At 73.1% G+C, this 23,604-nt stretch carries 22 protein-coding genes; 13 read left to right on the forward strand and 9 right to left on the reverse strand.

Translation table 11 applies throughout. The annotated features are described in order from the left end of the window. Positions 1-220 precede the first annotated feature (220 nt). From ACNJ93_RS17515 to ACNJ93_RS17525, 3 genes are all read left to right on the forward strand, one after another. Positions 221-799 carry a hypothetical protein gene (locus ACNJ93_RS17515; protein ID WP_418958337.1) on the forward strand — a complete coding sequence of 193 codons (579 nt, stop codon included), beginning with the start codon at positions 221-223 and terminating at the stop codon, positions 797-799. A 179-nt stretch (positions 800-978) separates the two neighbouring features. After that, a complete protein-coding gene (locus ACNJ93_RS17520; protein WP_418958338.1) occupies positions 979-2,538 on the forward strand; it encodes a hypothetical protein in 1,560 nt (519 codons plus the stop codon). A 137-nt stretch (positions 2,539-2,675) separates the two neighbouring features. Further along, complete coding sequence (locus tag ACNJ93_RS17525) at positions 2,676-3,992, forward strand: MFS transporter (RefSeq protein WP_418958339.1); 1,317 nt, start codon at positions 2,676-2,678, stop codon at positions 3,990-3,992. Here ACNJ93_RS17525 and ACNJ93_RS17530 read toward each other — a convergent pair. Together ACNJ93_RS17530 and ACNJ93_RS17535 are read right to left on the reverse strand one after the other, a co-directional pair. Continuing rightward, a complete protein-coding gene (locus tag ACNJ93_RS17530) occupies positions 3,922-4,854 on the reverse strand; it encodes a sigma factor-like helix-turn-helix DNA-binding protein (protein WP_418958340.1) in 933 nt (310 codons plus the stop codon). The two genes, ACNJ93_RS17525 and ACNJ93_RS17530, sit on opposite strands and share 71 nt — an antisense overlap. 18 nt (positions 4,855-4,872) lie before the next feature. Then, positions 4,873-5,274 carry a DUF6479 family protein gene (locus ACNJ93_RS17535; protein WP_418958341.1) on the reverse strand — a complete coding sequence of 134 codons (402 nt, stop codon included), beginning with the start codon at positions 5,272-5,274 and terminating at the stop codon, positions 4,873-4,875. 141 nt (positions 5,275-5,415) lie between these two features. Between ACNJ93_RS17535 and ACNJ93_RS17540 the strand changes: the two genes are divergently transcribed. After that, positions 5,416-5,925 (forward strand): SigE family RNA polymerase sigma factor, encoded by a 510-nt coding sequence (locus ACNJ93_RS17540; protein WP_418958342.1) that lies wholly within the window; start codon positions 5,416-5,418, stop codon positions 5,923-5,925. A 118-nt stretch (positions 5,926-6,043) separates the two neighbouring features. Further along, positions 6,044-7,336, forward strand: coding sequence for a hypothetical protein (locus ACNJ93_RS17545; RefSeq protein WP_418958343.1), 1,293 nt, complete (start codon positions 6,044-6,046; stop codon positions 7,334-7,336). Positions 7,337-7,385: 49 nt separating this feature from the next. On the opposite strand, the gene ACNJ93_RS17550 is transcribed toward ACNJ93_RS17545, so the two are convergent. The 4 genes from ACNJ93_RS17550 to ACNJ93_RS17565 all read right to left on the reverse strand — a co-directional run bounded on the left by ACNJ93_RS17550 (position 7,386) and on the right by ACNJ93_RS17565 (position 13,174). After that, complete coding sequence (locus ACNJ93_RS17550; protein WP_418958344.1) at positions 7,386-9,092, reverse strand: bifunctional 3'-5' exonuclease/DNA polymerase; 1,707 nt, start codon at positions 9,090-9,092, stop codon at positions 7,386-7,388. Between the two features lie 239 nt (positions 9,093-9,331). Next, positions 9,332-9,895, reverse strand: coding sequence for a sugar O-acetyltransferase (locus tag ACNJ93_RS17555; RefSeq protein ID WP_418958345.1), 564 nt, complete (start codon positions 9,893-9,895; stop codon positions 9,332-9,334). Positions 9,896-10,127: 232 nt separating this feature from the next. After that, positions 10,128-12,305: an FtsX-like permease family protein gene (locus tag ACNJ93_RS17560; protein WP_418958346.1), complete on the reverse strand. Its 2,178-nt coding sequence runs from the start codon at positions 12,303-12,305 to the stop codon at positions 10,128-10,130. After that, the gene (locus tag ACNJ93_RS17565; protein WP_418958347.1) at positions 12,299-13,174 is read right to left on the reverse strand and encodes an ABC transporter ATP-binding protein; all 876 of its coding nucleotides are present in this window, start codon (positions 13,172-13,174) and stop codon (positions 12,299-12,301) included. Before ACNJ93_RS17565 ends, ACNJ93_RS17560 begins: the two co-directional genes overlap by 7 nt. Positions 13,175-13,359: 185 nt before the next feature. Between ACNJ93_RS17565 and ACNJ93_RS17570 the strand changes: the two genes are divergently transcribed. Beyond that, a complete protein-coding gene (locus ACNJ93_RS17570) occupies positions 13,360-14,505 on the forward strand; it encodes a DUF2786 domain-containing protein (protein WP_418958348.1) in 1,146 nt (381 codons plus the stop codon). Positions 14,506-14,508: 3 nt separating this feature from the next. On the opposite strand, the gene ACNJ93_RS17575 is transcribed toward ACNJ93_RS17570, so the two are convergent. After that, positions 14,509-14,991, reverse strand: a complete 483-nt coding sequence (locus tag ACNJ93_RS17575) for a hypothetical protein (protein WP_418958349.1) — start codon at positions 14,989-14,991, stop codon at positions 14,509-14,511. A gap of 290 nt (positions 14,992-15,281) precedes the next feature. On the opposite strand from ACNJ93_RS17575, the gene ACNJ93_RS17580 reads away from it, so the two are divergent. After that, complete coding sequence (locus ACNJ93_RS17580; RefSeq protein ID WP_418961443.1) at positions 15,282-15,494, forward strand: DUF397 domain-containing protein; 213 nt, start codon at positions 15,282-15,284, stop codon at positions 15,492-15,494. Between the two features lie 219 nt (positions 15,495-15,713). Here the strand turns inward: ACNJ93_RS17580 and ACNJ93_RS17585 are convergent, their stop codons facing one another. Then, positions 15,714-16,214, reverse strand: a complete 501-nt coding sequence (locus ACNJ93_RS17585) for an ATP-binding protein (RefSeq protein WP_418958350.1) — start codon at positions 16,212-16,214, stop codon at positions 15,714-15,716. 314 nt (positions 16,215-16,528) lie between these two features. Between ACNJ93_RS17585 and ACNJ93_RS17590 the strand changes: the two genes are divergently transcribed. The 6 genes from ACNJ93_RS17590 (at position 16,529) to ACNJ93_RS17615 (ending at position 22,128) form a co-directional block, all read left to right on the forward strand. Then, a complete protein-coding gene (locus tag ACNJ93_RS17590) occupies positions 16,529-17,401 on the forward strand; it encodes a helix-turn-helix domain-containing protein (RefSeq protein WP_418958351.1) in 873 nt (290 codons plus the stop codon). Positions 17,402-17,477: 76 nt separating this feature from the next. Beyond that, entirely contained in the window at positions 17,478-18,935 is a 1,458-nt protein-coding gene (locus tag ACNJ93_RS17595) for an aldehyde dehydrogenase family protein (protein WP_418958352.1), read from the forward strand. Positions 18,936-19,070: 135 nt separating this feature from the next. Next, a complete protein-coding gene (locus ACNJ93_RS17600; RefSeq protein WP_418958353.1) occupies positions 19,071-19,610 on the forward strand; it encodes a DinB family protein in 540 nt (179 codons plus the stop codon). An 80-nt stretch (positions 19,611-19,690) separates the two neighbouring features. Beyond that, a complete protein-coding gene (locus tag ACNJ93_RS17605; RefSeq protein WP_418961444.1) occupies positions 19,691-20,320 on the forward strand; it encodes a PadR family transcriptional regulator in 630 nt (209 codons plus the stop codon). 78 nt (positions 20,321-20,398) lie between these two features. Continuing rightward, on the forward strand, positions 20,399-21,367 hold the full coding sequence (locus ACNJ93_RS17610) for an ATP-binding cassette domain-containing protein (RefSeq protein WP_418958354.1): 969 nt from the start codon (positions 20,399-20,401) through the stop codon (positions 21,365-21,367). Beyond that, the gene (locus ACNJ93_RS17615) at positions 21,364-22,128 is read left to right on the forward strand and encodes an ABC transporter permease (protein ID WP_418958355.1); all 765 of its coding nucleotides are present in this window, start codon (positions 21,364-21,366) and stop codon (positions 22,126-22,128) included. Before ACNJ93_RS17610 ends, ACNJ93_RS17615 begins: the two co-directional genes overlap by 4 nt. Before the next feature lie 46 nt (positions 22,129-22,174). Here the strand turns inward: ACNJ93_RS17615 and ACNJ93_RS17620 are convergent, their stop codons facing one another. Next, positions 22,175-23,581 carry a glutamate decarboxylase gene (locus ACNJ93_RS17620; protein WP_418958356.1) on the reverse strand — a complete coding sequence of 469 codons (1,407 nt, stop codon included), beginning with the start codon at positions 23,579-23,581 and terminating at the stop codon, positions 22,175-22,177. Between the last annotated feature and the right edge of the window lie 23 nt (positions 23,582-23,604).

A 23,604-nucleotide genomic window follows, 5' to 3' on the forward strand; every position in this document is an offset into this window, starting at 1 on the left:
TCGTGCTCTGACACGATTCTCGGACACCAACTACCTCACGGGTCACAGCTGTCCCAGGAGACCCGTCCCCGCGCACGGAGCACGCCGTACGGAAGGAACCACCAGCATGGAGCACCGCGGACCGGCAGACGGAGCGGCGCGAAGGCGAGAACGCGGACTCCGGCGGAGCGGCGAGGCGATGCGCCCCACGGTGACGCGCCCCACGGCGACGCGCCCCACGGTGACGCGCCCCACGGCGACGCGCGCCTGGGCGACGGGCGGTGCGGCGGTCGCGATGCTGCTGCTGGCCGGCTGTGGGGGCGGCGGCGCTGCGGACGAGCCGGTGCCCCAGGGCTACGAGCGCCTCAAGACGCCCCACGTCACCGTGGACTTCCCCCAGGGGTGGAAGGTCCAGTCCGAGGCGGAGCGGCCCGAGCTCGCCGACGGGGCGGTCGTGCTGGAGCAGGGCGGACGCCAGCTCGGGAAGATCGCGGTCGTGCTCGAGTACGACGACACCCGTGACGCCGAGAAGGCGGCGGCCTCCGCTCTCGGCGACCACGAACTGCAGGCGCAGATCAAGGGGTTCAAGGACTTCCCCGTCGGCGGTGCGGACGACGGCCAGCGCATCGACTACGCCTTCAAGTCCACGGGAAGCGGGACGACTCCTCCCCAGGGCGAGCTCGTCAACGGGGTCGACGTCGTGGCCACGGACAAGAGGGGCGAGACGTTTCTCGTGCGCATCAACGCCGCCGCGTCCGCTCTGAGCGCCGACGAGCTGGAGAAGGTCGCGGAGAGCGTCCAGGTCATCGAGTCCGAGTGAGGCCGGCCCCCGCCGGCCGCATGCCCGGCGGGGCAATTCATCCGTTCTGGGAGAACGTCATCACCGTGCGGTGCGGCATGCCCACGGGGGAGAGGGGCAGGGGAATGGGACCCTTAGAGGGGTCGCGGTCGGTTGCGGACAGGATGTCAACCGACACCGGACAAGGCGCACTTGACTACGTGGGCGTCGTGGTCGTGGCCGCCGCGGTCGTCACGGGATTGTTGGCCACCAACGTCGGGGGCGATCTCGCGGCGACCTTCCAGGCCCAGATATGCAGGGCGATGGGCGGATCGAACTGCGACATCGTCTCCATCAGCGCCAAGGGCCCGAACAGCCTGGACAGGGACAAGGCCTACCGGCCCGCGCTGTGCAACACGAAGAACGAGCAGAGCGACTCCGGGCAGGAGCTCAAGGTCGCCGTCGTCAAGCTGGGCAGCAAGTTCACCATGAAGCGCGAGGAGTTCACGGACACGTCCGAGAAACTTCCGGACGGCTCGCCGGGCACCGGAAAGCGCATCATGATCACCGTCCAGGGGAGCGGTGAGGCCGGCCTCGAAACCGGGCTCAAGGGGAAGCTCGGGAGCAACAAGGCGAAGGTCCTCGAACTCGGTGCCGGGGTCGAGGTGAAGGACGGGGACACCTGGGTCTTCTCCGACCCGAAGGAGGCCGACGAGTTCCAGAAGAGGGTCAAGGACCTTCAGGACTCCGCTCCGAAGGAGCTCGGCAAGGGATTCCTGCGCGTCTTCGGAGTCGACCTGGACAAGGACGAGCGGAAGAACTTCAGCAAGGACTACAAGGACAACCACATCACCACCGAAGAGACGAAGGTCAAAGGAAAGGCCGAACTCGGGCTCGAAGGCGAGCGCAAGAACGCCGCTTACGGGATCTCGGGAGCCGTCGACGCGAGCGGTATGAAGCGCACGCAGGTCAACAACTGGCTGAACCCGCCGGTCGTCTCCACCACGCGCGACTTCGAGGTCAGCGCCAAGGGCAAGGCCGGCTGGGGTTCGAAACCGCTGGGCGGCAAGCTCAAGGGCGAGGCCGGCGGCACGTTCAACGGCTCCATCACGGTCACGCGCTACACCGACGGTCCGAACAAGGGAAAGCTGGCCCGGATCGACGTGGTCAAGACCGTCACCAAGGAGGGCAGCCTCGCCACGACCATCGACCAGTCGAAGGAGGCGAAGCCCGGCACGGGCAAGCACCGCAAGGGCAAGCACCGGAAGGACGCCGACCCCAAGGGCACCGTCAAGGGCGGGAACAAGGACGGCCTGAAGGAAGTGGAGACCACCACCACGACCCTCGCCTTCCCCCCGGAGACGGAGATCACGCCCGAGCAGCGCGAGCAGCGGGAGATGGTGGAGAAGGCCATCGGCGAGGGCAACAACGACATCGTCGGCGACTCCGAGGGCAAGCCGAACGTGGACGGCCAGACGCTGACGGGAATGATGACCGACACGCCTCCGGCGACCTCGCCCGACAAGCCGGGAACCCCGCTCAGCGCGAGCAAGAACCCGTACGCCCGACTCCTTCACGACTCCGCCATCAGCACCAAGACGACCCACCTCGTGGACGTCGACAGCACGGAGGGCGGCTTCGAGCTGAAGGCCGGCCTCTCGCTCGGCTACACCACGAAGCAGGAGTCGGAGACGGCGAAGCTCCAGAAGGCCGAGTTCATGGGAGCCCCGGCGGGCGCCCAGGGGACCAGGTCCTTCATGCCCATCGAGGCGTGCAGCTGAGCGGTCGGAAAAGTCTCTCCCCTCCGAACCCCAGGTCAGATGCTTCTGACCTGGGGTTCGGTGATTCAGCATTGCTTAAGGGTCGTCGGAGGACTATTTGATTGTGCTGACCGGTCTTCTCCGGCAGCGTCGGATACATGCGCTCTGAATCGCCTTGGCACGTGGCCGACTTCCGGGCCCTGTTCACGGCCTCCGTGCTCAGCAACCTCGGGACCAACGTCGGATACGTCGCCGTGCCGCTCGTCGCCGTCTCCTCGCTGGACGCCGGGCCCGGGGAGGTGGGGGCGCTGGCCACGCTGAGCACGGTGGCGTTCCTGCTGATCGGACTGCCCGCCGGCGCCTGGGTGGACCGGATGCGGCAGCGGCGGGTGCTGATCGCCGCGGACCTCGCCCGCGCGCTGCTCTTCGCGTCCGTACCGCTCGCCTGGTGGCTGGACGTGCTCACCCTCGGCCACCTGTATGCCGTCGTCTTCCTCAACGGCTGTGCGACCGTGTTCTTCGACGTCACCTCGCAGAGTGTGCTGCCCCGACTCGTCGGCCGCGAAAGGCTCGTGGCGGCGAACTCCGCCATGGTCGGCCTCCAGGCCGCCGGGAACGTCGCCGGCCGGGGTGCGGGCGGCGCGCTCGTGGAGTGGCTGACCGCGCCCTTCGCCCTCGTCTGGACCGCGCTCAGCCACCTCGGCTCCGCGGTCCGGCTCGCCGGAGTGCGGCACGGCAGCTGCCCCGGCCCGACGGCCGGGAAGGCGGGCGGCGGGCTCGGGGCGCAGATCGCCGAGGGGCTGCGGCACGTGCTCGGCAACCGCGAGCTGCGGGCGCTCGCCCTGTCCGCCACGCTGGTCAACTTCGGCCTGCAGATCGTCAACACGATGCTGCCCGTGCTGTTCGTCCGCGAACTCGGCCTGTCGGCAGGCGTCCTGGGGGCGTTCTGGGCGGTCGGCGGGGTGGGCGTCCTGCTCGGGTCGCGGTGCGCGGGGTGGTTCGCGACGCGCCTCGGGTACGGGCGGTCCCTCGCCGTTGTCGGGCTCGTCCTGGCCCCGGCGGGGCTGCTCGTCCCTCTGATCGGCCGGGGCGGGTGGTTGTGGGTCGCTGGGGCGGGCTGGCTGCTCACCATGTTCAAGATCGGTACGAACAACGTCGTCGCCGTCAGCCTGCGTCAGCGGATGACCCCCGACGCCCTCCTCGGCCGCATGAACGCGACCTTCCGTTTCCTGCTGACCGGTGCGCTCGCCGTCGGCGCCGCCGCCTCCGGCCTGCTCGGTGAGCTCGCCGGACTGCGGGCCGCCCTGTGGGCCGGCGGCGTCCTGATCGCCGCCTCGTTCGTCCCGGTGCTGCTGTCGCCGGTACGGACCCGGCGCGAGCTGCCCGCCGAAGGTCCCGGCGTCGTCACGCGGTCCCAGGAGCGTCCGGCATCGGGGCCAGGGTCACGCGGGCCCGATGAGGCTCTGCCTCGATGAGGTCGACGGCGGTGATCCGGCCGTCCAGGACGGTGAACGCGAGGACGGTCCGGGGTTGCCCTGCGGTTTCGGGCTGCTCCTCGGTCGGGGGCTGCCCCTCCGTCCTCGGCCGCTCCTCCGCCGGAAGCACCAGCCCCGTGACGCCGTTCACCAGCGCCGGGACCGCTGCCGCCGCCCGCTCGGCGAGGGCCCGGGCGACCGGCTGCGCGCCGTGGGCGGTGGCCGTCTCGTCGGTGCGCAGGACCGCGTCCGGGTCCAGGAGGCCGGTCAGCGCCTCGACGTCGCCGCCGCGGGCGGCCGCGAGGAACGCGGTCACGACCTCCCGCTGCTGCTCCGGGTCGGGTTCCGGCAGATCGTCCAGCCCCTGCGTACGGCGACGGGCCCGCGCGGCGAGCTGACGGGTGGCCGCCGGGGTGCGGTCGACGAGCGGCGCGATCTCGTCGATGGGTACGGAGAAGAGGTCGTGCAGCACGAAGGCAAGACGCTCGGCCGGTGTGAGCGTGTCCAGGACCTCCACCACGGCGTGATCCGCCGTGTCGGCCAGCAGCGCGCGCTCCTCGGGGCCGAGGTCCCCGTTCTCGGGCTCCTGCGGCTCGCTCCGCGTCGGCCGGGCGCGCAGCATGTCGAGCGACACCCGGCCGACGGCCGTGATCAGCCGTCGGCCCGGATCGCCGGCCGCCCCGTAGTCCGTACGGTCGGGGCCGTCCGTACGATCGAGGCCGGCCGTACGGTCGAGGCGCCGCAAGGCCTCCCGTACCGCCTCGTCCGCCTGCGCGAACGAACCGAGCATCCGGTACGCCACCGCCCGCAGCCGCGGGCGGTGCTCCTCGAACGCGGCGGGCGCCGTCTCCTGCGACAGCATGGTCCGCTCCGGCGCGGCTCAGTCGCCGTGACCGGGGCCGCCGCTGCCGAATCCGCCGCTGGAGATGCCGCCCCAGCGCCGCTTCTCCTCGCTCGGCGGCTCCGGGGAGGTCTCGGTGCCCGAGGTGCCCGAGTCGTTGAGCTGGTAGGGCATGAGCCGGTGCTCCCCGTCCGTCTTCGGCATCTCGGCGGGCCGGCGGTACTCGGACATCTCTCCGGGCAGCCGCTCCGTCGGCGGCCGATGCGGCTGCTCCTGCGGCTTCGGGGTACGGGACTCACGCTTGCGGAGGTACCACCCCCAGGCGAAGGCGCCGAGCAGGACGGCGACGAGGATCAGACCGCCCAGGACCTGTCCGAGTCCCGACTGCCAGACCCCGGCGAGCGGCATCATGTCTGCGGAGTGCAGGGCAAATGCGTTCATACCCTGACAAATACCCGGTTCGGTTGCGGGTCAGTCCTGCTCACCGCCGTCGTCGCGCCTTTCCGGATCCGTCTGAAACATTCCGGGTGGGCCATCGCGTCAGTGAGGTGGAAGGCCGACGACGACGGGGGAGCGCGACGCATGAGAAGGTCCCGCACGGACGAGTTCATGGAGTTCGCCTCCGCCCGGTCCGGGCACCTCTTCCGCTCGGCGTGCCTGCTGACCAGCGGGGACGTCCATCTGGCCGAGGACCTCGTACAGGAGACGCTGGGCCGGATGTACGCGCTGTGGGGGCGCGTCAGCCGGATCGGCAACCCCGCGGGTTACGCCCACACCGTGCTGGTGCGGACGTTTCTCAGCCATCGGCGTCGGCGTTCCGCGACCGAGCGGCCGCTGGGCGAGCTGCCGGACCGGGGCACGGACCATGGGGACGATCCGGCGTTGCGGGTCGCCCTCCTCGACGCGCTGGCCGCGCTGGCGCCGAAGGACCGGGCGGTCGTGGTGCTGCGGTACTGGGAGGACCGCAGCATCGAGGAGACCGCCGACGCCCTGCACGTCAGCTCCGCCGCGGTCCGCACCCGGTCGGTGCGGGCCCTGGCGAAGCTCAGGGAACGGCTCGGCGGCAGCATCGCGGAGTACGCGAGCCGCTGACGCCCGGATCCTGCACGGCACCTCGGTTGCGGTACCGCCTCCGGACCCGGACCCGGACCCGGACCCGGACCCGCCCACACGACCACATCACCGACGCACCGACCGGAGTTGATTCGGCATGCCCCAGGAACAGGACTCGAACCCGAACCCGTTCGAGGAGGAGCTCGGAGCGGTGCTCCACCGCACGGGCGCCGGTTTCAGCGCCGCCGCCCTGCCGGACCTCGCGTCCGCCGGCCTGAGCCGCGGCCGCCGCCGGCTGGCGCGCCGCCGCGCCGCCGCCGTGGGCGGCAGCGTGCTGGCGCTCGCCCTGGTCGGCACGGGCGGCGCGTACAGCGCGGGCCTGCTCGGCGGAGGCGGTCCCGCCGACGTCCCCGCGCCGGCCTCGGTCGGCGAGGCCGCGCCCGACGGCCGGGGCGAGGAGCCCGGGCCGCCGGCGCAGATCCCGGTGAAGGACCTGGCCGCGGTCCTGCGAGCGAACACCCCCGCCGGCGACTGGGCGATCGACGACCTCGACGGCAAGGGCCAGTCCGTCCGCGGCGTGTACGACGACGGCAAGGGCGAGGCGAACGTCTCTGTCGGCCTGTACCGGGCCGGCAGGAGCGAGGAGGCCGGGCGCGGCCAGGTCGTCTGCCCGGACAAGGCACAGCTCGCGTACGACGCCTGCACCAGCACCAAGCTGCCCGGCGTCGGGCGCCTGATGGTTCTCCAGGGCTACGAGTACCCGGACCGGCGCGTCGACACGAAGGTCTGGCGGGCGGTGCTGCTCACCCAGGACGGCTTCCTGATCGACGCGAGCGAGCACAACGCGGCGGCGGAGAAGGGCGCTCCCGTCAGCCGCACCGACCCGCCGTTCACCCCGGCGCAGCTCAAGACCCTGGTCACCGCGAGCGGCTGGCGCCCGCTGCTCCAGCAGCTGCCGCCGCTGACGAAGCCCCAGCGCGCCGGCTCGGCCGTCCCGAAGCAGCCGCCGGCCGAGCCGTCCGGAGCGGACATCCAGGCGACGCTGCGCTCACTGCTGCCGAAGGGGCTGAAGGTCGTCCGCACGAACGCCGACGACGGGTACGGCTACCTGGTCGTCGACGACGGGCGCGGCCCGAGCCTCGTCCAGGTCAATGTGCAGCCGGACATGCGGGACGTGGCGCACCAGCTCTACGCCGGTGACGGCGTGGAGACCCTGCCCGACGGGACGCTGGTCTCCCTGGAGAAGAAGCCGGGCGAGAAGGGCGGCAAGAACGTCGTCTGGTGGTCGGCCGACACCATGCGCACGGACGGGTTCCGGGTCGTGATCTCCGCGTTCAACACGGCGGCGCAGCACGAGCGGGCGACGCGCGAGGAGCCGGCGCTGACGCTGGAGCAGCTGAAGGCCATGGCGCTCAGCCCGAAGTGGAAGGCGCTGCCCACCCAGAGGTGACGGGGGACGCCGGTTCCCGGCGGTGCGATGCGTGCCGCCGGGGACCGGCTCATTTCGCGTCCGAGTACCGCTCGACCACCGCGATCGTGAACGGGAAGCGGACCGGCGTCTCGCCGAAGGCGATCCGTCCGGCCTCGTTCCCGGCCGCGCGGATCGCCTCCGCCACCGCCTCGGCCTCCTCGGCCGGGCAGTGCACGATCACCTCGTCGTGCTGGAAGAAGACCAGCTCGGCCCGCAGCCCCGCGGTCGCGCGGCGCAGCGCGGCGAGCATCAGCAGCGCCCAGTCGGCGGCGCTGCCCTGGACCACGAAGTTCCGCGTGAAGCGGCCCCGGGCCCGGGCGTCGCCGGAGGCGTACCCGGGGACGAACCCGCCCTCCCCGCCCGCCGTTTCGGCGCCGGACTCCGGCTCCTGGTCCTGCGGGATGCCGGCCTCGTCGGCGTCCGCCGCACCCGCGGCACGCGGGCTGGTGCGGCCGAGCCAGGTGCGGACCAGCCGGCCCTCCTCGCCGGCCTTCGCCGCCTCGTCGACGTACGCCACCGCGCGGGGGAAGCGGCGGCGCAGCGCGGCCAGGTTCTTCAGCCCGTCGCCGCTGGTCTGGCCGTAGATCGCACCCAGCAACGCCAGCTTCGCGTGCTCGCGGTCGCCGGAGAAGGCCCGGTCGGACAGGCGCGTGTACAGGTCGTCGTGGTGACCGGCGACCTCCATCAGGCCGGGGTCGCGGGAGATGGCGGCCAGCACCCGGGGCTCCATCTGGTCGGCGTCGGCGACGACCAGCCGCCAGCCCTCGTCGGCGACGACGGCCTGCCGGATCACCTTCGGGATCTGCAGCGCGCCGCCGCCGTTGGTCGTCCAGCGGCCGCTGACCGTGCCGCCGGGCACGTACTCGGGCCGGAACCGGCCGTCGCGCACCCAGTCCTGCAGCCAGCTCCAGCCGTGCGCCGTCCAGATCCGGTACAGCTTCTTGTACGCGAGCAGCGGCTCCACCGCGGGGTGGTCGATCTCGGCCAGCTCCCAGCGCCGGGTGGACCGCAGCCGGATCCCGGCCTGCGCGAAGGCGCGCAGCACGTCCGCCGGCAGGTCGGGCCGGACCCGGCGGCCGAACGCGGCGGACACCTCGTCGGCCAGCTCGGCCAGCCGGCGCGGCTCCCCGCCGCCCGCGTACCGCTCGCCCAGCAGCCCCCGCAGCAGCTCGCGGTGCACGTCGGCCCGCCAGGGCAGCCCGGCGCGGTGCATCTCCGCGGCGACCAGCATGCCGGCGGACTCGGCGGCGGTGAGCAGCCGCATGCGGCCGGGGTGCTCGGCCGCGTCGTGCCGGCGCTGCTGCTCCGCGTACACCTCCAGCAGGGCCTCGAACGGCAGCCGGGCCGTGGGGCGCGGCTCGAACAGCGAGTCCTGCGAGCCCGGTTCGGCGGTGCGGGCGGGCGGGTCCGGCGGTACGGGGGCGCGGTGCAGCCGGGCCCAGGCGGCGGCCGCGGACCGGGGCTCGCCGAGCCGCCCCTCGTGGCCGAGCAGCAGCAGCTCGGCGTCCTCGACGTCGTAGCAGCGCTCGACCCGGACCCCTGCGGCCAGCAGCCGCGGGTACACCTCGGCGGTGGACCGCCACACCCAGCGGGTCACCTCGGGCCGGGCGCGCACGGCCGCCACGAGGTCCGGTTCGTGCCGCACCTCCCCGGCGGGCGTGCCCTCGGGACCGAGGGGGACGAGCCGCGCGCCCTCCCCCTCCGCGTCCGGCGCGAGCGCCCACCGTTCGTTCATGGGTGCGAGTCTCGCACCCGGCACTGACAAGCGCGGGGAGCCGCGGCCGCGTCCGCCGCCCCCGGGCCGTGTCCGCCGCCCCGACCGCGTCCCCCGCCCCGGGGTCCGCGTCCCTCGGCCGTTCGTGTCCGTCGCCCCGGCCCTGCCCCGGCCCGGTCCGTCCCGGCCCCGCCCGGTCCGTTGCCCCGTCCGCGGCCCAGTCCGTCGCCCGTCCGCCGCCCCGGGCCGTGTCCGCCGCCTCAGTGCAGCGTGCGCACCACGCGGGCCGGGTTGCCGACCGCGAGCACCCCCTCGGGCAGGTCCTTGACGACGACGGAGCCCGCGCCGACCACCGTGTTCGCCCCGATCGTCACGCCGGGGCAGACGATCACCCCGCCGCCGAGCCACACGTTGTCCCCGATGGTGATCGGTATGCCCTTCTCCCAGCCGGCTCGCCGCCGCTCCGCGTCGAGCTCGTGCGTCGGGGTCAGCAGCTGCACATGGGGGCCGATCTGCACGTCCGCGCCGATCGTGATGGGCGCGGTGTCGAGGAAGACCGCGTCGAAGTTCACGAACGTGCCGTCGCCGATGCTGATGTACCGCCCGAAGTCGCAGTGGAACGGCGGCCGGACCTTCACCCCCTCGCCCACCGAGCCCAGCAGCTCCGCCAGCATCTTCGGCCGGGCCTCCGGATCCGCGTACGCGTCGCCCGTCGCGTTGTACGCGGCGCACAGCCGGGCCGCGTGCCGCGCTTCGGCGGCCAGCTCCGGGTCGTCCGGCAGGTACCACTCTCCGGCGAGCATCCGCCGCTTGTTCTCGCCCATCGTCCCGTCCCCTCCCGTGGTTCACCGAGTCGCAGGTGATCTACCCGGGGGTCGGACAGCCGTACGCACGGATGGCGAGTACCGGACATTAGTGCGAATAATGCGCCCGGCCCCAGCGCCCCGGCCGCCCCAGCACCCCGGCCCGAGCACCCCGGCCCCAGCCCCCACGGGTCGGGGCGGAGGGCCCGGCTCCGACCCCGGCCCTCCGCCCCGCTCCGTCCACGATCCCCGCTCAGCGCGTCAGCCGCCACGCGGGGAGCAGCGCGGCCGCCGCCGCGACGACCGCGCAGGCCCCTGATGCCACACCGGCCACGCCCCACGGCACGGCCACCGCCACCGGCGCGGACAGCGCGGCCAGTGCCGCCGCGAGCCCGCCCAGGCAGACCGCCGCCACCGCCGCCCCGAGCAGCGCGCCGATCGCCACCGCGAGCAGCGCCTCGCCCGTCACCACCCGCAGGACCTGCGCCCGCGTCGCCCCCGCGAGGCGCAGCGCGCCCAGTTCCGCACCCCGGACCGAAGTGGCCATGACCAGCGTGTTCGCCAGCGCGATCACCGTGTAGACCAAGGCGATGCCGAGCACGAGCAGCAGTCCGAGCCGTGTCGTGCGGCTGAGTGGCGGGTGCGTCTCGGCGGCCCAGGCGTCGGCGGTCCGGACGGTGCCCCCGGTGGCGGCCATGGCCCGGTCCAGCGCCGCGCCGCCCGCCTCAGGAGCCGTGCCGACGTCGATCCGGTCCGGGACCGCGCCCGGGGCGTTCGCCATGGTCACGTACGGTCCGTTGTCACCGGTGCCGGGCGCGAGGACCGCCGCGACCCGCAGCGTGACCGTCCGGCCGTCCGCCAGCCACACCTGGACGCGCTCCCCGACGCGCCGCCGCTCCCACTCCTCGTTCACGACGATCGAGCGGTCGTCGAGGTCCCGGATGTCCCCGGCGAGCACCGGGAGCCGGGCGAGGTCCGCGAAGGCGGCCGGGTCGGAGACGGCCCGCGCCCGGTACTTCACCAGCGCGGACTCGCCGTCCCGGACGAAGACGGAGGTGTCCCCGGTCGGGGACACGGTGGCGCCGGCCACGGCCCGCAGCCCCCGCGCGTCCAGCTCACTGCGGCCCCGGCTGTCCGGATGGCCCCCGCCGCCCTGCCCGTCCCCGCCGCCCGGCGTGATCACGTACCGCGCGGCGGTCTGCTCCCGCGCCTCCGCGCCCTTCGCCGTCGTCACGCCGACGGCGGAGCCGAACAGCGTGCCGGCCAGCGCGACCGTGACCAGGACGGGCGCGGCCACGGCCGAGGTGCGGCGCAGCGCGGCGGCGGTGTTGGCGCGCACCAGCAGTCCCGTGGCGCCGGGCAGCGGCAGCAGCCGGGCGACGGGCCGGACGAGCAGCGGCGCGAGCAGGGCCACGCCGGTGATCAGCAGCATGGGCTGCGTCGTGTACGTCTTGCGCTTCAGCAGCGCGTACGGGTCGTCCAGGAACGTCCACACGAGGAGCCCGGCCCCCGTCAGCAGCAGCGCCGCACCCAGCAGGCGGCGGCCGGCCGGCAGGACGCCGCTGTCGACGTCGGCCTCGCGCAGCGCGGCGGTCGGGCCGATGCGGCCGGCCCGGCGGGAGGCGGCGACCGCGCCGGCGACGGCGACGGTCACGCCCGTCCAGAACGCCGCGTGGTACGGCCAGCGGGCCTCGCCGATCGCGAACCACGCGGGGGCCAGCTCGTGGTCCACGAGCAGCCGGGCCAGCCGCGGCGCGGCCCATGCGCCGAGCGCGCAGCCCGCGGCGGACGCGAGGACGCCGACGCCGGCGGCCTCCGCGAGCAGCAGTCCGCGGACCTGTCCGGGGGTCGCGCCGGCGGTGCGGAGCAGGCCGAACTCGCGGCGGCGCAGCGCGACGGCGAAGGCGAACGTGGACGCGACGACGAAGACGGACACGAAGGACGTGACGCCGCCGGCGGTGCCGAGCAGCGAGTTCAGCGCGATCAGTGCCTGGGCGTCGCGCTCGGTGCGGGGGTCCGCGAGCCGCCGGGCGTCCCCGGTGAGCACCTGGGCGCGCGCGCCGACCAGGGCGCGGACCGCGTCGGCGGGGCCGTGCACGCCGACGGCGTCGGGGCCGCCGGCGACGGTGACCGGCCAGTGGGCGCGCAGTTCGCGCAGCAGTGCGGTGTCCACAGGGTGTGGACGGTCGAGCGGCCGGGACACGCGGGCGGTGTCCGGACCGCGCCGTACGTCGACGGTGACGGTGTCCTGACCCCGTACGACCACGGGCGCGGTGCCGAAGCGTTCCGGCTGCCGCTGGGGCGCGTCGAGGCTGGAGGCCAGTCCCAGCCCCATGGTGGCGACGAGCCCGACGCCGAGCGCCAGCGCCACGAAGCTGCCGGCGAACGCCGACCAGCGGGTGCGGAGGCCGGAGAGCACGACGGTCAGCACGCGACACCTCCGGCCTGCGCCGCACCGGAGAGCTCCGAGGCACGGGCCGCGTCGGAGGCAGCGCCCGGCGCGGCACCGGAGGCAGCGCGCGGCGCCGCACCCGAGGCCGCATCGGGGGCGGCCGCACCGAAGGCCGCCTCCGGCGCCGTCTCCAGCCGCGCCATCCGCGTCGCCACCTCCTGCGCCGTCGGCGACGTCAGTTCGCCGTGGACGCGGCCGTCGACCAGGAAGACCACCCGGTCCGCGTACGAGGCGGCGACGGGGTCGTGGGTGACCATGACGATCGTCTGACCGTCGCGGTCGACCAGTTCGCGGAGCATCGCGAGGACGTCGCGGCTGGTCGCCGTGTCCAGGGCGCCGGTCGGCTCGTCGCCGAACAGGACGGCGGGCCGGGTGATCAGGGCGCGGGCGAGGGCGACGCGCTGCTGCTGGCCGCCGGACAGTTCGCCGGGCCGGTGCCCGGCCCGCGCGCCGAGCCCCACCCGCTCCAGCGCGCCCCGCACCTCGGCCCGCGAGGGCTGGCGGCCGGCGAGCCGCAGCGGGAGCGCGACGTTCTGGGCGGCGGTCAGCGACGGCAGCAGGTTGAAGGACTGGAAGACGAAACCGATCCGGTCCCGGCGCAGCAGCGTCAGCCGCCGCTCGCTCAGGCCCTCCAGGGCGACCCCGCCCACCTCGACCCGCCCGGCGGTCGGCCGGTCGAGCCCGGCGGCGCACTGGAGCAGGGTCGACTTCCCCGAGCCGGACGGCCCCATGACGGCGGTGAAGGACCCGGCGGGGAAGGCGAGATCGACGCCGTCGAGGGCGCGCAGGTTGCCGTAATGGCGACGGAGTCCGGTGAGACGTACGGCGGTTGCTGCTGCTGAGGTCATGCCCCCAGCCAACCGCCGCCGACGCCCGCGTTCACGACCCCTGGAGGGCGTCCTGGGGGTAGGCCTGGCCCTACCCCCAGGGTCGTGCCGCGCTACTTGATGGCGGCGAAGGACTTCCAGGTGCGCGCGACAGCAGGAGGCGGCCTGGGAGACCATGAGAGGGGTTTCCACGATCGAGGGGTGACGTGAGCGGCACGGTTCAGAAGGCGTTCGAGGCTCTGTACGCGGAGGGGGACGCGGCGCTGGACACGGCCGCGTCGCTGCTCGCCGCGGCCCCCGCGGCCGACGCGGAACTCGCGCGGCGCGGCGAGGAGTTCGTGCGGGCCGCGTGGGAGCGGGGGTGGCAGCCCGCGGACCTCGCGCGGTTCGTGCGGCGCGAGCTGCCGGAGCCGCACCACGCGCGGCTGCTCGCCGGGCTGGTGCGCGCCGAGACCCGCCGGTACGCCGCCCTGCCGCCCCGCTGGGACGCGCAGCTCGCGGAGCTGGACGCCCAGCCCTGGCGGGCGGACCGGTTCTCGTACGCGACCGCCGTCCTGGAGCTGTACCGGCTCCTCGTCCGGCTGCCCGCCCTGGAGCCCGTCGGGCCCGTCCCCGGCGACTCGCTCCTGCCGCCGCCCACCGCCGGCGAGCCGCGCATGCTCACCCGCGTGCGCGCGCTGCTCGCCAAGGCCGAGGCCACCACGTTCCCCGACGAGGCGGAGGCGCTGACCGCCAAGGCGCAGGAGCTGATGGCCCGGCACAGCCTGGACGAGGCCGCGCTCGCCGCCCGCCGCCCCGAGGCCGCGCGCGAGACGCCGGGCGCGGTGCGGATCGGGGTGGACGCCCCGTACGAGACGGCCAAGGCGATCCTGCTCGACGCGGTCGCGGGCGCCAACCACTGCCGGGCCGTGTGGAACGAGGCGTACGGCTTCTCCACGGTCGTCGGCTTCGAGGCCGACCTCGAACCCGTCGAACTCCTCTACACCTCCCTGCTCGTGCAGGGCACCGCCGCCATGACGCGCGCCGAGGCCGAGCAGCGGGCCGGCGGGCGCAAGCGCACCAAGTCCTTCCGGCAGTCGTTCCTGCTCGCGTACGCGAACCGGCTCGGCGCCCGGCTGGCCGCGACCTCGCGGCGGGTCGCCGCCGCCGAGCCGACACTGCTCCCGGCCCTCGCCTCCCGCGAGGTCGCGGTGACGGAGCGGGCCGACGCCATGTTCCCGCAGACCCGTACGACGCGGGTGCGCGCCGCCTGGGACGAGGCGGGCTGGTCGCACGGCACCTCCGCCGCCGACGCCGCCGCCCTGCACCCGCGCCGCCCCGAGGTCCCGCCCTCCGGACGGGCCCGGGGCTGAGCGTCAGGGCGAGCCCGAGGGGGATCCGGACGGGGACCCCGTCGGTGACCCGGACGGGCCCGGGTCCGCCTCCTTCAGGGTGTCCTTCGGGCCGCCCTTCCAGGCGACCACCAGGGTCGTCCCGTCGTTCGACTCGACGGTCCCCTCGGTGCGCTGCGTCGCGCCGTCGGTGCAGGTCAGGCGGAGGGTGACCGCGTCGGTCAGCTTGCCCTGGCAGATCTGCGCGCCGGCGATGACCACCGCGTGCCGCTGCCCGATGGACAGCCCGACGGGCTTCCCGTCGGTGATGCCCGCCCAGGAGCCCTCCAGCGCGGGCGGCGCGGAGGGGCTGGGGGAGGAGGACGCGGACGGGGACGCCGACGTGGAGGCGGTCGGGCCCTCCGGCCCCGCCGCGCCGGGCTTGCCCTCCCCGCTGCACCCGGTCAGGACGACGAGCGTCGCGGCGGCCACGCTCGCCGCGACGGTGCTCCGGTACCTGGACGACATCGCGCCAAGCTACCAAGGAGTAGCCCGTGGCGGGGAGAGGAACCCGCGAGCCCCCGGACGCGTCCCACAAGGCGGCACCACACGGGAAGGCACGCGGGAAAGCACGCGGGAAAGCACGCAGGAACAGAGGGTGGCGTAGTCGCCACGCGACGCCTCGTGCACGTGCATCTGCTCGTGCGTCTGCTCATGCACGGCTCGAGCGAACGCAGCTATGATCCGAGACAGTTGACATCTGCACCAACCGTCTCGGGGAGCTACCAGTGCATCACGCGAACCACGCGTACAACGGCATGGCGGCCACGGAGCTGCAGGGTGTCGTCTGGCAGAAGAGCAGGCACAGCAACTCGCAGGGGTCCTGCGTCGAGTTCGCGAAGTTGCCGGGCGGGAACGTCGCCGTGCGCAATTCCCGCTACCCCGACGGGCCGGCACTGGTCTACACGAGGGCCGAGATCGAGGCGATGCTGCTCGGCGTCAAGGACGGGGAGTTCGACCACCTCGTCTGAATCGCGGTCCCCAAGAGGCGGTCGTGCACGTGGCATATGCACGTGCAGCAACGCGCAGCAGCCAGCAGCAGCCGACGAGTCCCCGACCCCTCCCCGCGTACGAATCAGGCCCCGGTGACCGCGGTCACCGGGGCCCTCCCCGCAGAACCTGACACATTCGGCGCGCGCCGACGGCCCTTCCCGGCCGTTTCCGCGCCGCACCGGCCCGGCGCGCCGCTCCTACTCCGGCGACCCCAGCCGGAACAGCGCCCAGACCACCTTGCCCTGCAGCGTCCCGGCCAGCGGGTGCCACCCCCAGCTGTCGCTGAACGAGTCCACCAGGAACAGTCCGCGGCCCGACTCGGCGGCGAAGTCCTCGCCGCCGGAGCGGGCCTCCGGGCTCTGCCGGCTCGGGTCGCGCACCGCGCAGACGAGCCGCCCCGTCCAGCGCATCAGGTGCAGCCGTACCGCCGTGGCCTGGCCGTCCTCGTGCGGGGCGTCGGCCGGGAGTGCGTGGCGCAGCGCGTTGGTGACGAGTTCGGAGACGACCAGGGCGACGTCGTCGAAACGGTCGTGGAGATCCCATTGGTCGAGCGTCGACCGGGTGAACTTCCGGGCCCCGCGCACCGCTTCGTAGCGGGGCGGAAGGGCGCAGGAGGCGGAGCTGGAGACGGTCGCGGGATCGATCGGCGGAAGCCCCTGCCGTAACGGCTCGAGCATGGTCGATCCATTCGTCCCCATGCGAGGCACTCCCGGGAATCGCGGCGGTGGCGCTACAACACGAACGAGCACGCAGGTGCGCGAGCACCATGGTTCCGAAAGCGACCTACGGATGCAAGGGCAGATGCACGTGCACGCGCCCGACCCGTCCGTCCCCGTGCCGTTTGTTGTGCATATCTTCTGCGGACCACTTTCGTGCGTCGGCCGAAGAGGCCCTCTTTCCGTAATCGAATGTGTACGGGGTGAAGCGTTTTGGTGGCAGAATCCGGGGCTCGGAGAGCTCGGGGGTGCTCCCGGGAGAGAACACCAACCGACGCGAAGGGGAGGCCGGAGCCGTGACCGCAGGCGAAACCGGCGGGACGAGCGGGAGCGTCGTGCGACGCATCCTGCTGGGATCACAGCTCAGGCGGCTGCGCGAGTCGCGGGGCATCACGCGCGAGGCGGCCGGCTACGCGATCCGCGCATCCGAATCGAAGATCAGTCGTATGGAGTTGGGAAGGGTGAGCTTCAAGGCCAGGGACATCGAGGACCTCCTCACCCTCTACGGGGTCAGCGACGAGCTCGAACGCGGCGCGCTGCTCGGACTCGCCCGCGAGGCGAACGTGGCGGGCTGGTGGCACAGCTACGGCGACGTGCTGCCCGGCTGGTTCCAGACGTACATCGGCCTGGAGGGCGCGGCCTCCCTCATCCGGACCTACGAAGTCCAGTTCGTCCACGGCCTGTTGCAGACCGAGGCGTACGCGCACGCCGTCGTCACCCGCGGCATGCCCGGCGCCCCGCACGCCGAGATCGAGCGCCGGGTCGCGCTGCGCCTGGAGCGCCAGAAGGTGCTCGTCGCGGAGAACGCCCCGCACTTCCACGCGGTGCTCGACGAGGCGGCGCTGCGCCGCCCGTACGGCGACCGCACGGTCATGCAGGGGCAGCTGCGGCATCTGATCGAGATCTCCGAGCACCCCAACGTCACGCTCCAGGTGATGCCCTTCAGCTTCGGCGGGCACGCCGGCGAGAGCGGGGCGTTCACCATGCTGAGCTTCCCCGAGTCGGACCTGTCGGACGTGGTCTATCTGGAGCAGCTGACCGGCGCCCTGTACCTGGACAAGCGCGAGGAGGTCGCCCAGTACGAGCGGGTGATGGAACGGCTGCAGAAGGACAGCCCCGATCCCGAAGGTTCGCGCGATCTTCTCCGAGGTCTCCTTCAACTCTCCTGATACATAAGTACGATGACGTGACATCAGCGCAGTCGTGTTTCCGATGTCCGCCACCGCGGTCAGGGGGTCTCGTCGAATGTCCTACTTCACCGAGCTCGCGCTCCAGTACATCGACGGGGAGTGGAAGCCGGGCAGCGGCTCCTGGGACATCATCGACTTCAACCCGTACAACGGGGAGAAACTGGCCTCGATCACCATCGCCACCGTCGACGAGGTCGACCGCGCGTACCGGGCCGCCGAGCGCGCCCAGGCCGCCTGGGCGGAGACCAACCCGTACGCGCGCCGGGCGGTGTTCGAGCGCGCGCTGCGGATCGTCGAGGAGCGCGAGGAGCAGATAGCCGAGACGATGGTGGCGGAGCAGGGCGCCACCCGCGGGAAGGCCGCCTTCGAGTTGTACCTCGCCAAAGAGTTCCTGCGGGAGGCCGTTCAGCTCTCGCTGCGCCCCGAGGGGCGGATCCTGCCCTCGCCGGTGGACGGCAAGGAGAACCGGGTCTACCGGGTGCCGGTCGGCGTCGTCGGAGTGATCAGCCCGTTCAACGTGCCCTTCCTGCTGTCGCTGAAGTCGGTCGCGCCGGCGCTCGCCCTCGGCAACGCCGTCGTCCTCAAACCGCACCAGAACACCCCGATCACCGGCGGCACGCTGGTCGCGAAGATCTTCGAGGACGCGGGGCTGCCGCCCGGGCTGCTCAACGTGGTGGTGACCGACATCGCCGAGATCGGCGACGCGCTGATCGAGCACCCGGTCCCCAAGGTCATCTCCTTCACCGGCTCCGACCGGATCGGCCGGCACGTGGCGACGGTCTGCGCCTCCCACTTCAAGCACGCGATCCTCGAACTCGGCGGCAACAACGCCCTGATCGTGCTCGACGACGCGGACGTGGACTACGCGGTCGACGCGGCGGTCTTCAGCCGCTTCGTGCACCAGGGCCAGGTCTGCATGGCGGCCAACCGCATCCTGGTGGACCGCAGGCTGGAGGAGGAGTTCACCGAGAAGTTCGTCGGCCGGGTGAAGGGGCTGCCGGTCGGCGACCCGGAGGACCCGGCGACGCTCATAGGCCCGCTGATCAACTCCCAGCAGGCGGCGGCCGTCTCCTCGACCGTCGAGCAGACCGTGGCCGCCGGGGCGACGGCCCTGCTGCACGGCTCCGCCGACGGCAACGTGGTCTCCCCGTCCGTGCTGACCGGCATCCCGGCCGACGCGCCCGTCCTGAGCCAGGAGATCTTCGGCCCGGTCGCGCTGATCCTGCCGTTCGACGGCGAGGACGAGGCCGTGCGGATCGCCAACGACACCCCGTACGGGCTCAGCGGCGCCGTGCACACCGGCGACGTGGAGCGGGGCGTACGGATCGCCCGGCGCATCCACACCGGCATGATCCACATCAACGACGGCACCGTGCACGACGAGGCGATCGTGCCCTTCGGGGGCGAGAAGCACTCGGGCGTCGGGCGGCTCAACGGCGAGGCGATGGTCGAGGCGTTCACCACCCAGAAGTGGATCTCGGTGCAGCACGGCCGCAGCCGCTTCCCGTTCTGATCCGTCGCGCCCCCTGTGTGACGGCACGGAGCCCTCAGGGCCATTGAGGACCGTACCTGTCCGCAAGGGCTCCTAACGTGAGTGGTGTCGAGAGGGAGGGCCTGGGAGGCCCTCCCCGAACGGAAGGTGGTTCCCATGGTGGCTCTTGTTCCCGCAGAGGCGCCCGGCGACGAGCGCGGTGCGTTCCTGAACTTCGTCGAGGTCCAGCGCGCCGCCCTGCGCCGGGCGGCCCTCGGTCTGACCGAGGAGCAGGCGGCGAGCCGCCCGAGCGCCAGCGAGCTCAGCCTCTCCGGGCTGATCAAGCACGTCGCCGAGGTGGAGCTGAACTGGCTGCGGCTGGCCCAGCAGAGGCCGAACGAGAAGCAGCGCACCCAGGAGACCTGGAACGAGGCGTTCCGGCTGGTCGACGGCGAGACGATCCCGGAGATCCTGGCCTTCTGGGACGACGTGGCGAAGCAGACCGAGGAGTTCGTCCGGACGGTGCCGAGCCTGGACGAGACCTTCCCGCTCCCGACCGCGCCCTGGTTCCCCAAGGACGGACGGGTCAGCATCCGCTGGATGCTGCTGCACCTGGTGCAGGAGATGGGCCGGCACGCGGGGCACGCGGACATCGTCCGCGAGTCGCTGGACGGGGCGACCTCCTTCGAGCTGATCGCGCGCGAGCAGCAGGGCTGAGGCCCGGGAGCAGCAGGGCTTGCAGCAGGGCCGAACCTGTGCCTCTACCCTAGTCAAAGTTGAGTAGGGAGGTGCAGGCGATGTCGGCGATCCGGCTCCTCGTCCTGGGCGCGGTCAAGCAGCACGGACGGGCGCACGGCTACCAGGTCCGCAACGACCTGGAGTACTGGGGCGCGCACGAGTGGTCCAACGCCAAGCCCGGCTCGATCTACCACGCGCTCAAGCAGATGGCCAAGCAGGGCCTGCTGCACGCGTACGAGATCGCGCCGAGCACGGCCGGCGGCCCGCCGCGCGTCGAGTACGAGCTCACCGAGCGCGGCGGGGAGGAGTACCTCGCGCTGCTGCGCGAGGCCCTGACCACCTACGACCAGAAGATGGACGTGCTCTCGGCCGGCATCGGCTTCATCGTCGACCTGCCGCGGGCGGAGGCCGTGGAGCTGCTGCGCCGCCGGGTGCGGGCGCTCGACGAGTGGCGCGCCTCGGTGACGGAGTACTACACGCCGGAGGGCGGGCCCGGGCAGCTCGGGCACATCGGCGAGATCATGCACTACTGGGTGGCCACCGCCGACGCGGGCAAGGCGTGGACGCTGGGCCTGATCGAGCGGATCGAGGGCGGGGCGTACGTGTTCGCGGGCGAGGGCGATCCCTTCGTCGGCGTGCTGGCCGAGGGCCAGGAGAACCCGTACGCGACGGGCGAGGAAACCGACTAATCAAGTTTGACCAATCGACTGGCGGGCATTACCTTCCTCCGGTGATCAAATTTGACTACCTGCTGGGAGGTGGGCGGTATGACTGGTGGGACGACAGACGCGATCGTCGTCGAGGGCGTACGGAAGCGGTACGGCGACAAGCAGGCGCTCGACGGACTCGACCTGACCGTGCGGCGCGGCACGGTCCAAGGGGTTCTCGGCCCGAACGGGGCGGGGAAGACCACGACGGTGCGGATCCTGGCGACCCTGCTCCGGCACGACGAGGGCGTGGTCCGGGTGGCCGGCCACGACGTGCGGACCGAGGCGGCCGAGGTGCGGCGGCGCATCGGCCTGCTCGGCCAGCACGCGGCGCTCGACGAGGAACTGGGCGGACGGCAGAACCTGGAGATGTTCGGCCGGCTGTACCACCTGGGCGCGAAGCGGGCCGGCCGGCGGGCCGACGAACTGCTCGAACGGTTCGGGCTGACCGACACCGGGCGCAGGCCCGTCGGGCGGTACAGCGGCGGCATGCGGCGCCGGCTCGACCTGGCGGCCTCGCTGATCACCGAGCCGGAGGTGCTGTTCCTGGACGAGCCCACCACCGGGCTCGACCCGCGCGGCCGCGCGGAGGTGTGGGAGTCGGTGCGCTCCCTCGTCGGCGGCGGCACGACGGTGCTGCTGACCACGCAGTACCTGGAGGAGGCTGACCGGCTGGCCGACCGGATCGCGGTGGTGGACCGCGGCCGGGTGGTCGCCGACGGCACGCCGGACCAGCTGAAGGCACGGGTCGGGCAGGACCGGATCGACGTGGTCGTCCGGGACGCGGACCGGCTCGCCGAGGCGGCCGGGCTGCTGCCCGTCCCGCCCGACGAGGTGACGGTGGACCCGGACCGGCGGCGGGTCGGCGCGCCGGTGACCGACCGGACGGCCGCGCTCGCCGAGACCGTACGGGCCCTGGAGGCGGCCGGGATCGAGGTGGAGGACCTGGCGCTGCGGCGGCCCACGCTCGACGAGGTCTTCCTGCGGTTGACGGGCGAGAAGCACGAGGAGAGCGAGGTGGCCGCATGAGCGCGGCGTACGTGGTGAGCGACTGCTGGACGATGACCCGGCGGGAGTTCGCGCGCTGGGCGCGGCAGCCGGTGCAGGTCGTGGTCGGCCTGGTGTTCCCGGTGATGACGCTGCTGATGTTCGGCTATCTGATCGGCGGCGGCCGGGGCGTCGAGGGCGCGTACGTGGACTTCCTGGTCCCGGGGATGCTCGCGCTGACCATGGTGTTCGGCCTGGAGGGCACGCTGACCGCGGTCACCCAGGACCTGAACAAGGGTGTGGTCGACCGGTTCCGCGCGATGCCCATGGCCGACGGCGCGGTCCTGGTGGGGCGGTCGGCGGCCGACATGGCGCAGTCCGCGGCGGGCCTGCTGCTGATGCTCGGAGCCGGGTACGCGATGGGCTGGCGGACCTCCGCCGGGCCCGGCGCCTTCCTGGGGGCGCTGGGGCTGCTGCTCCTGCTGCGGTTCGCGATGCTCTGGATCGGCATCTGGCTGGGCCTGGTCGCGGGGCGGCCGGAGCTGGTGCAGACGGTGCAGATCCTGGTGTGGCCGGTCGGGTTCCTCTCCAACGCCATCGCACTGCCGGAGACGATGCCGGGCTGGCTGGGCGCGTTCGTGGAGTGGAACCCGCTGTCGGCGACGGCGACGGCGGTCCGCGAGCTGTTCGGCAACCCGGGCGGCGAGCCGGGCTGGACCGCCGCGGCGGTGCTGTGGCCGCTGGCGCTGCTCGCGGTGTTCTTCCCGCTCGCGGTCCGGCGGTTCACCCGCCTGAGCCGCTAGCGCGAGGCGAGCGGCCCCGCCCGTAACAGCGCCCGGCCGCCCGCCGTCAGTGGTGGAACGACGTCGCCGCCTGCCGGTCCGCGGTGAACGGATGCGGCTGGCGGCGCAGTTCGGGCAGCAGCCGGTTCAGGTCGTCGAGCAGCAGCCCCGCCAGGTCCGTCGAGAAGCCGTTGCGGCAGACCACCCGCAGCACCGACAGGTCCTGCCGGTCGGCGGGGAAGGTGTACGCGGGCACCAGCCAGCCGCGCTCCCGCAGCCGGCGGGAGACGTCGAAGACGTCGTACGCGGTGACGTCGTCGGTGGTCGTGAAGGCGAACACCGGCAGCTGGTCGCCGCGGGTGAGCAGCCGGAAGTCGCCCAGGGCCTCGATCCGTTCGGCGAGTCCCCGGGCGACGTCCCGGCTGGTCTGCTGGACCAGGCGGTAGCCCTTCCGGCCGAGCCGCAGGAACGTGTAGTACTGCGCGACGACCTGGGCGCCGGGCCGGGAGAAGTTCAGCGCGAAGGTCGGCATGTCGCCGCCCAGGTAGTTCACCCGGAACACCAGCTCCTCGGGCAGGTCGGCGGCCGTGCGCCACAGGGCCCAGCCGACGCCCGGGTAGACCAGGCCGTACTTGTGGCCGGAGGTGTTGATCGAGGAGACGCGGGGGAGCCGGAAGTCCCAGACCAGGTCCTCGTCGAGGAAGGGCGCGACCATCGCGCCGGAGGCCCCGTCGACGTGGACGGGGATGTCGAGGCCGGTGCGCTCCTGGAGGGCGTCCAGGGCGGCGCAGATCTCGGCGACGGGCTCGTACGAGCCGTCGTAGGTGGAGCCCAGCACGGCGACCACGCCGATGGTGTTCTCGTCGCAGAGGTCGGCGGCGGCCTGCGGGTCGAGGTGGAAGCGGTCGCCGGACATCGGCACCTGGCGGGCCTCCACCTCCCAGAAGTTGCAGAACTTCTCCCAGCAGACCTGCACGTTGATCCCCATGACCAGGTTGGGCCGGGCGCTGCTCGGATAGCGGTCCTTGTTGCGGGCGGCCCAGCGGCGCTTGAGGGCCATGCCGGCGAGCATGCAGGCCTCGCTGGAGCCGGTGGTGGAGCAGCCGATGCCGGCGGCGGGGTCGGGCGCGTGCCAGAGGTCGGCGAGCATGGCGACGCAGCGGCGCTCCAGCTCGGCGGTGCGCGGGTACTCGTCCTTGTCGATCATGTTCTTGTCGCGGCACTCGGACATCAGCACCCCGGCCTGGGGCTCCATCCAGGTGGTGACGAAGGTGGCGAGGTTGAGCCGCGCGTTGCCGTCCAGCATCAGTTCGTCGTGCACCAGCCGGTACGCGCTCTCCGGCGGCAGCGGGCCGTCGGGCAGCCGGTGCTGCGGCGGGGCCTCGGTCATGCCGCCGACCGGGTCGGCCTGGCCGAAGAACGGATTGAGGGAAGGGCGGCGGTACGGGCCCTGGGGGCCCTGGTGCAGCGGCATGGGGAACTCCTCGGAAGGGCGGG

Source organism: Streptomyces tritici (genome assembly GCF_048500665.1).
Lineage (GTDB): Bacteria > Actinomycetota > Actinomycetes > Streptomycetales > Streptomycetaceae > Streptomyces > Streptomyces tritici.

Excerpts from the sequence above, each read along its gene's own strand:
- ACNJ93_RS17525 (WP_418958339.1), top strand. The coding sequence starts at position 2,676 with ATGCGCTCTGAATCGCCTTGGCACGTGGCCGACTTCCGGGCCCTGTTC.
- ACNJ93_RS17530 (WP_418958340.1), bottom strand. The coding sequence starts at position 4,854 with ATGCTGTCGCAGGAGACGGCGCCCGCCGCGTTCGAGGAGCACCGCCCG.
- ACNJ93_RS17535 (WP_418958341.1), bottom strand. The coding sequence starts at position 5,274 with ATGAACGCATTTGCCCTGCACTCCGCAGACATGATGCCGCTCGCCGGG.
- ACNJ93_RS17540 (WP_418958342.1), top strand. The coding sequence starts at position 5,416 with ATGAGAAGGTCCCGCACGGACGAGTTCATGGAGTTCGCCTCCGCCCGG.
- ACNJ93_RS17545 (WP_418958343.1), top strand. The coding sequence starts at position 6,044 with ATGCCCCAGGAACAGGACTCGAACCCGAACCCGTTCGAGGAGGAGCTC.
- ACNJ93_RS17550 (WP_418958344.1), bottom strand. The coding sequence starts at position 9,092 with ATGAACGAACGGTGGGCGCTCGCGCCGGACGCGGAGGGGGAGGGCGCG.
- ACNJ93_RS17555 (WP_418958345.1), bottom strand. The coding sequence starts at position 9,895 with ATGGGCGAGAACAAGCGGCGGATGCTCGCCGGAGAGTGGTACCTGCCG.
- ACNJ93_RS17565 (WP_418958347.1), bottom strand. The coding sequence starts at position 13,174 with ATGACCTCAGCAGCAGCAACCGCCGTACGTCTCACCGGACTCCGTCGC.
- ACNJ93_RS17575 (WP_418958349.1), bottom strand. The coding sequence starts at position 14,991 with ATGTCGTCCAGGTACCGGAGCACCGTCGCGGCGAGCGTGGCCGCCGCG.
- ACNJ93_RS17580 (WP_418961443.1), top strand. The coding sequence starts at position 15,282 with ATGGCGGCCACGGAGCTGCAGGGTGTCGTCTGGCAGAAGAGCAGGCAC.
- ACNJ93_RS17585 (WP_418958350.1), bottom strand. The coding sequence starts at position 16,214 with ATGGGGACGAATGGATCGACCATGCTCGAGCCGTTACGGCAGGGGCTT.
- ACNJ93_RS17595 (WP_418958352.1), top strand. The coding sequence starts at position 17,478 with ATGTCCTACTTCACCGAGCTCGCGCTCCAGTACATCGACGGGGAGTGG.
- ACNJ93_RS17600 (WP_418958353.1), top strand. The coding sequence starts at position 19,071 with ATGGTGGCTCTTGTTCCCGCAGAGGCGCCCGGCGACGAGCGCGGTGCG.
- ACNJ93_RS17605 (WP_418961444.1), top strand. The coding sequence starts at position 19,691 with ATGTCGGCGATCCGGCTCCTCGTCCTGGGCGCGGTCAAGCAGCACGGA.
- ACNJ93_RS17610 (WP_418958354.1), top strand. The coding sequence starts at position 20,399 with ATGACTGGTGGGACGACAGACGCGATCGTCGTCGAGGGCGTACGGAAG.
- ACNJ93_RS17615 (WP_418958355.1), top strand. The coding sequence starts at position 21,364 with ATGAGCGCGGCGTACGTGGTGAGCGACTGCTGGACGATGACCCGGCGG.
- ACNJ93_RS17620 (WP_418958356.1), bottom strand. The coding sequence starts at position 23,581 with ATGCCGCTGCACCAGGGCCCCCAGGGCCCGTACCGCCGCCCTTCCCTC.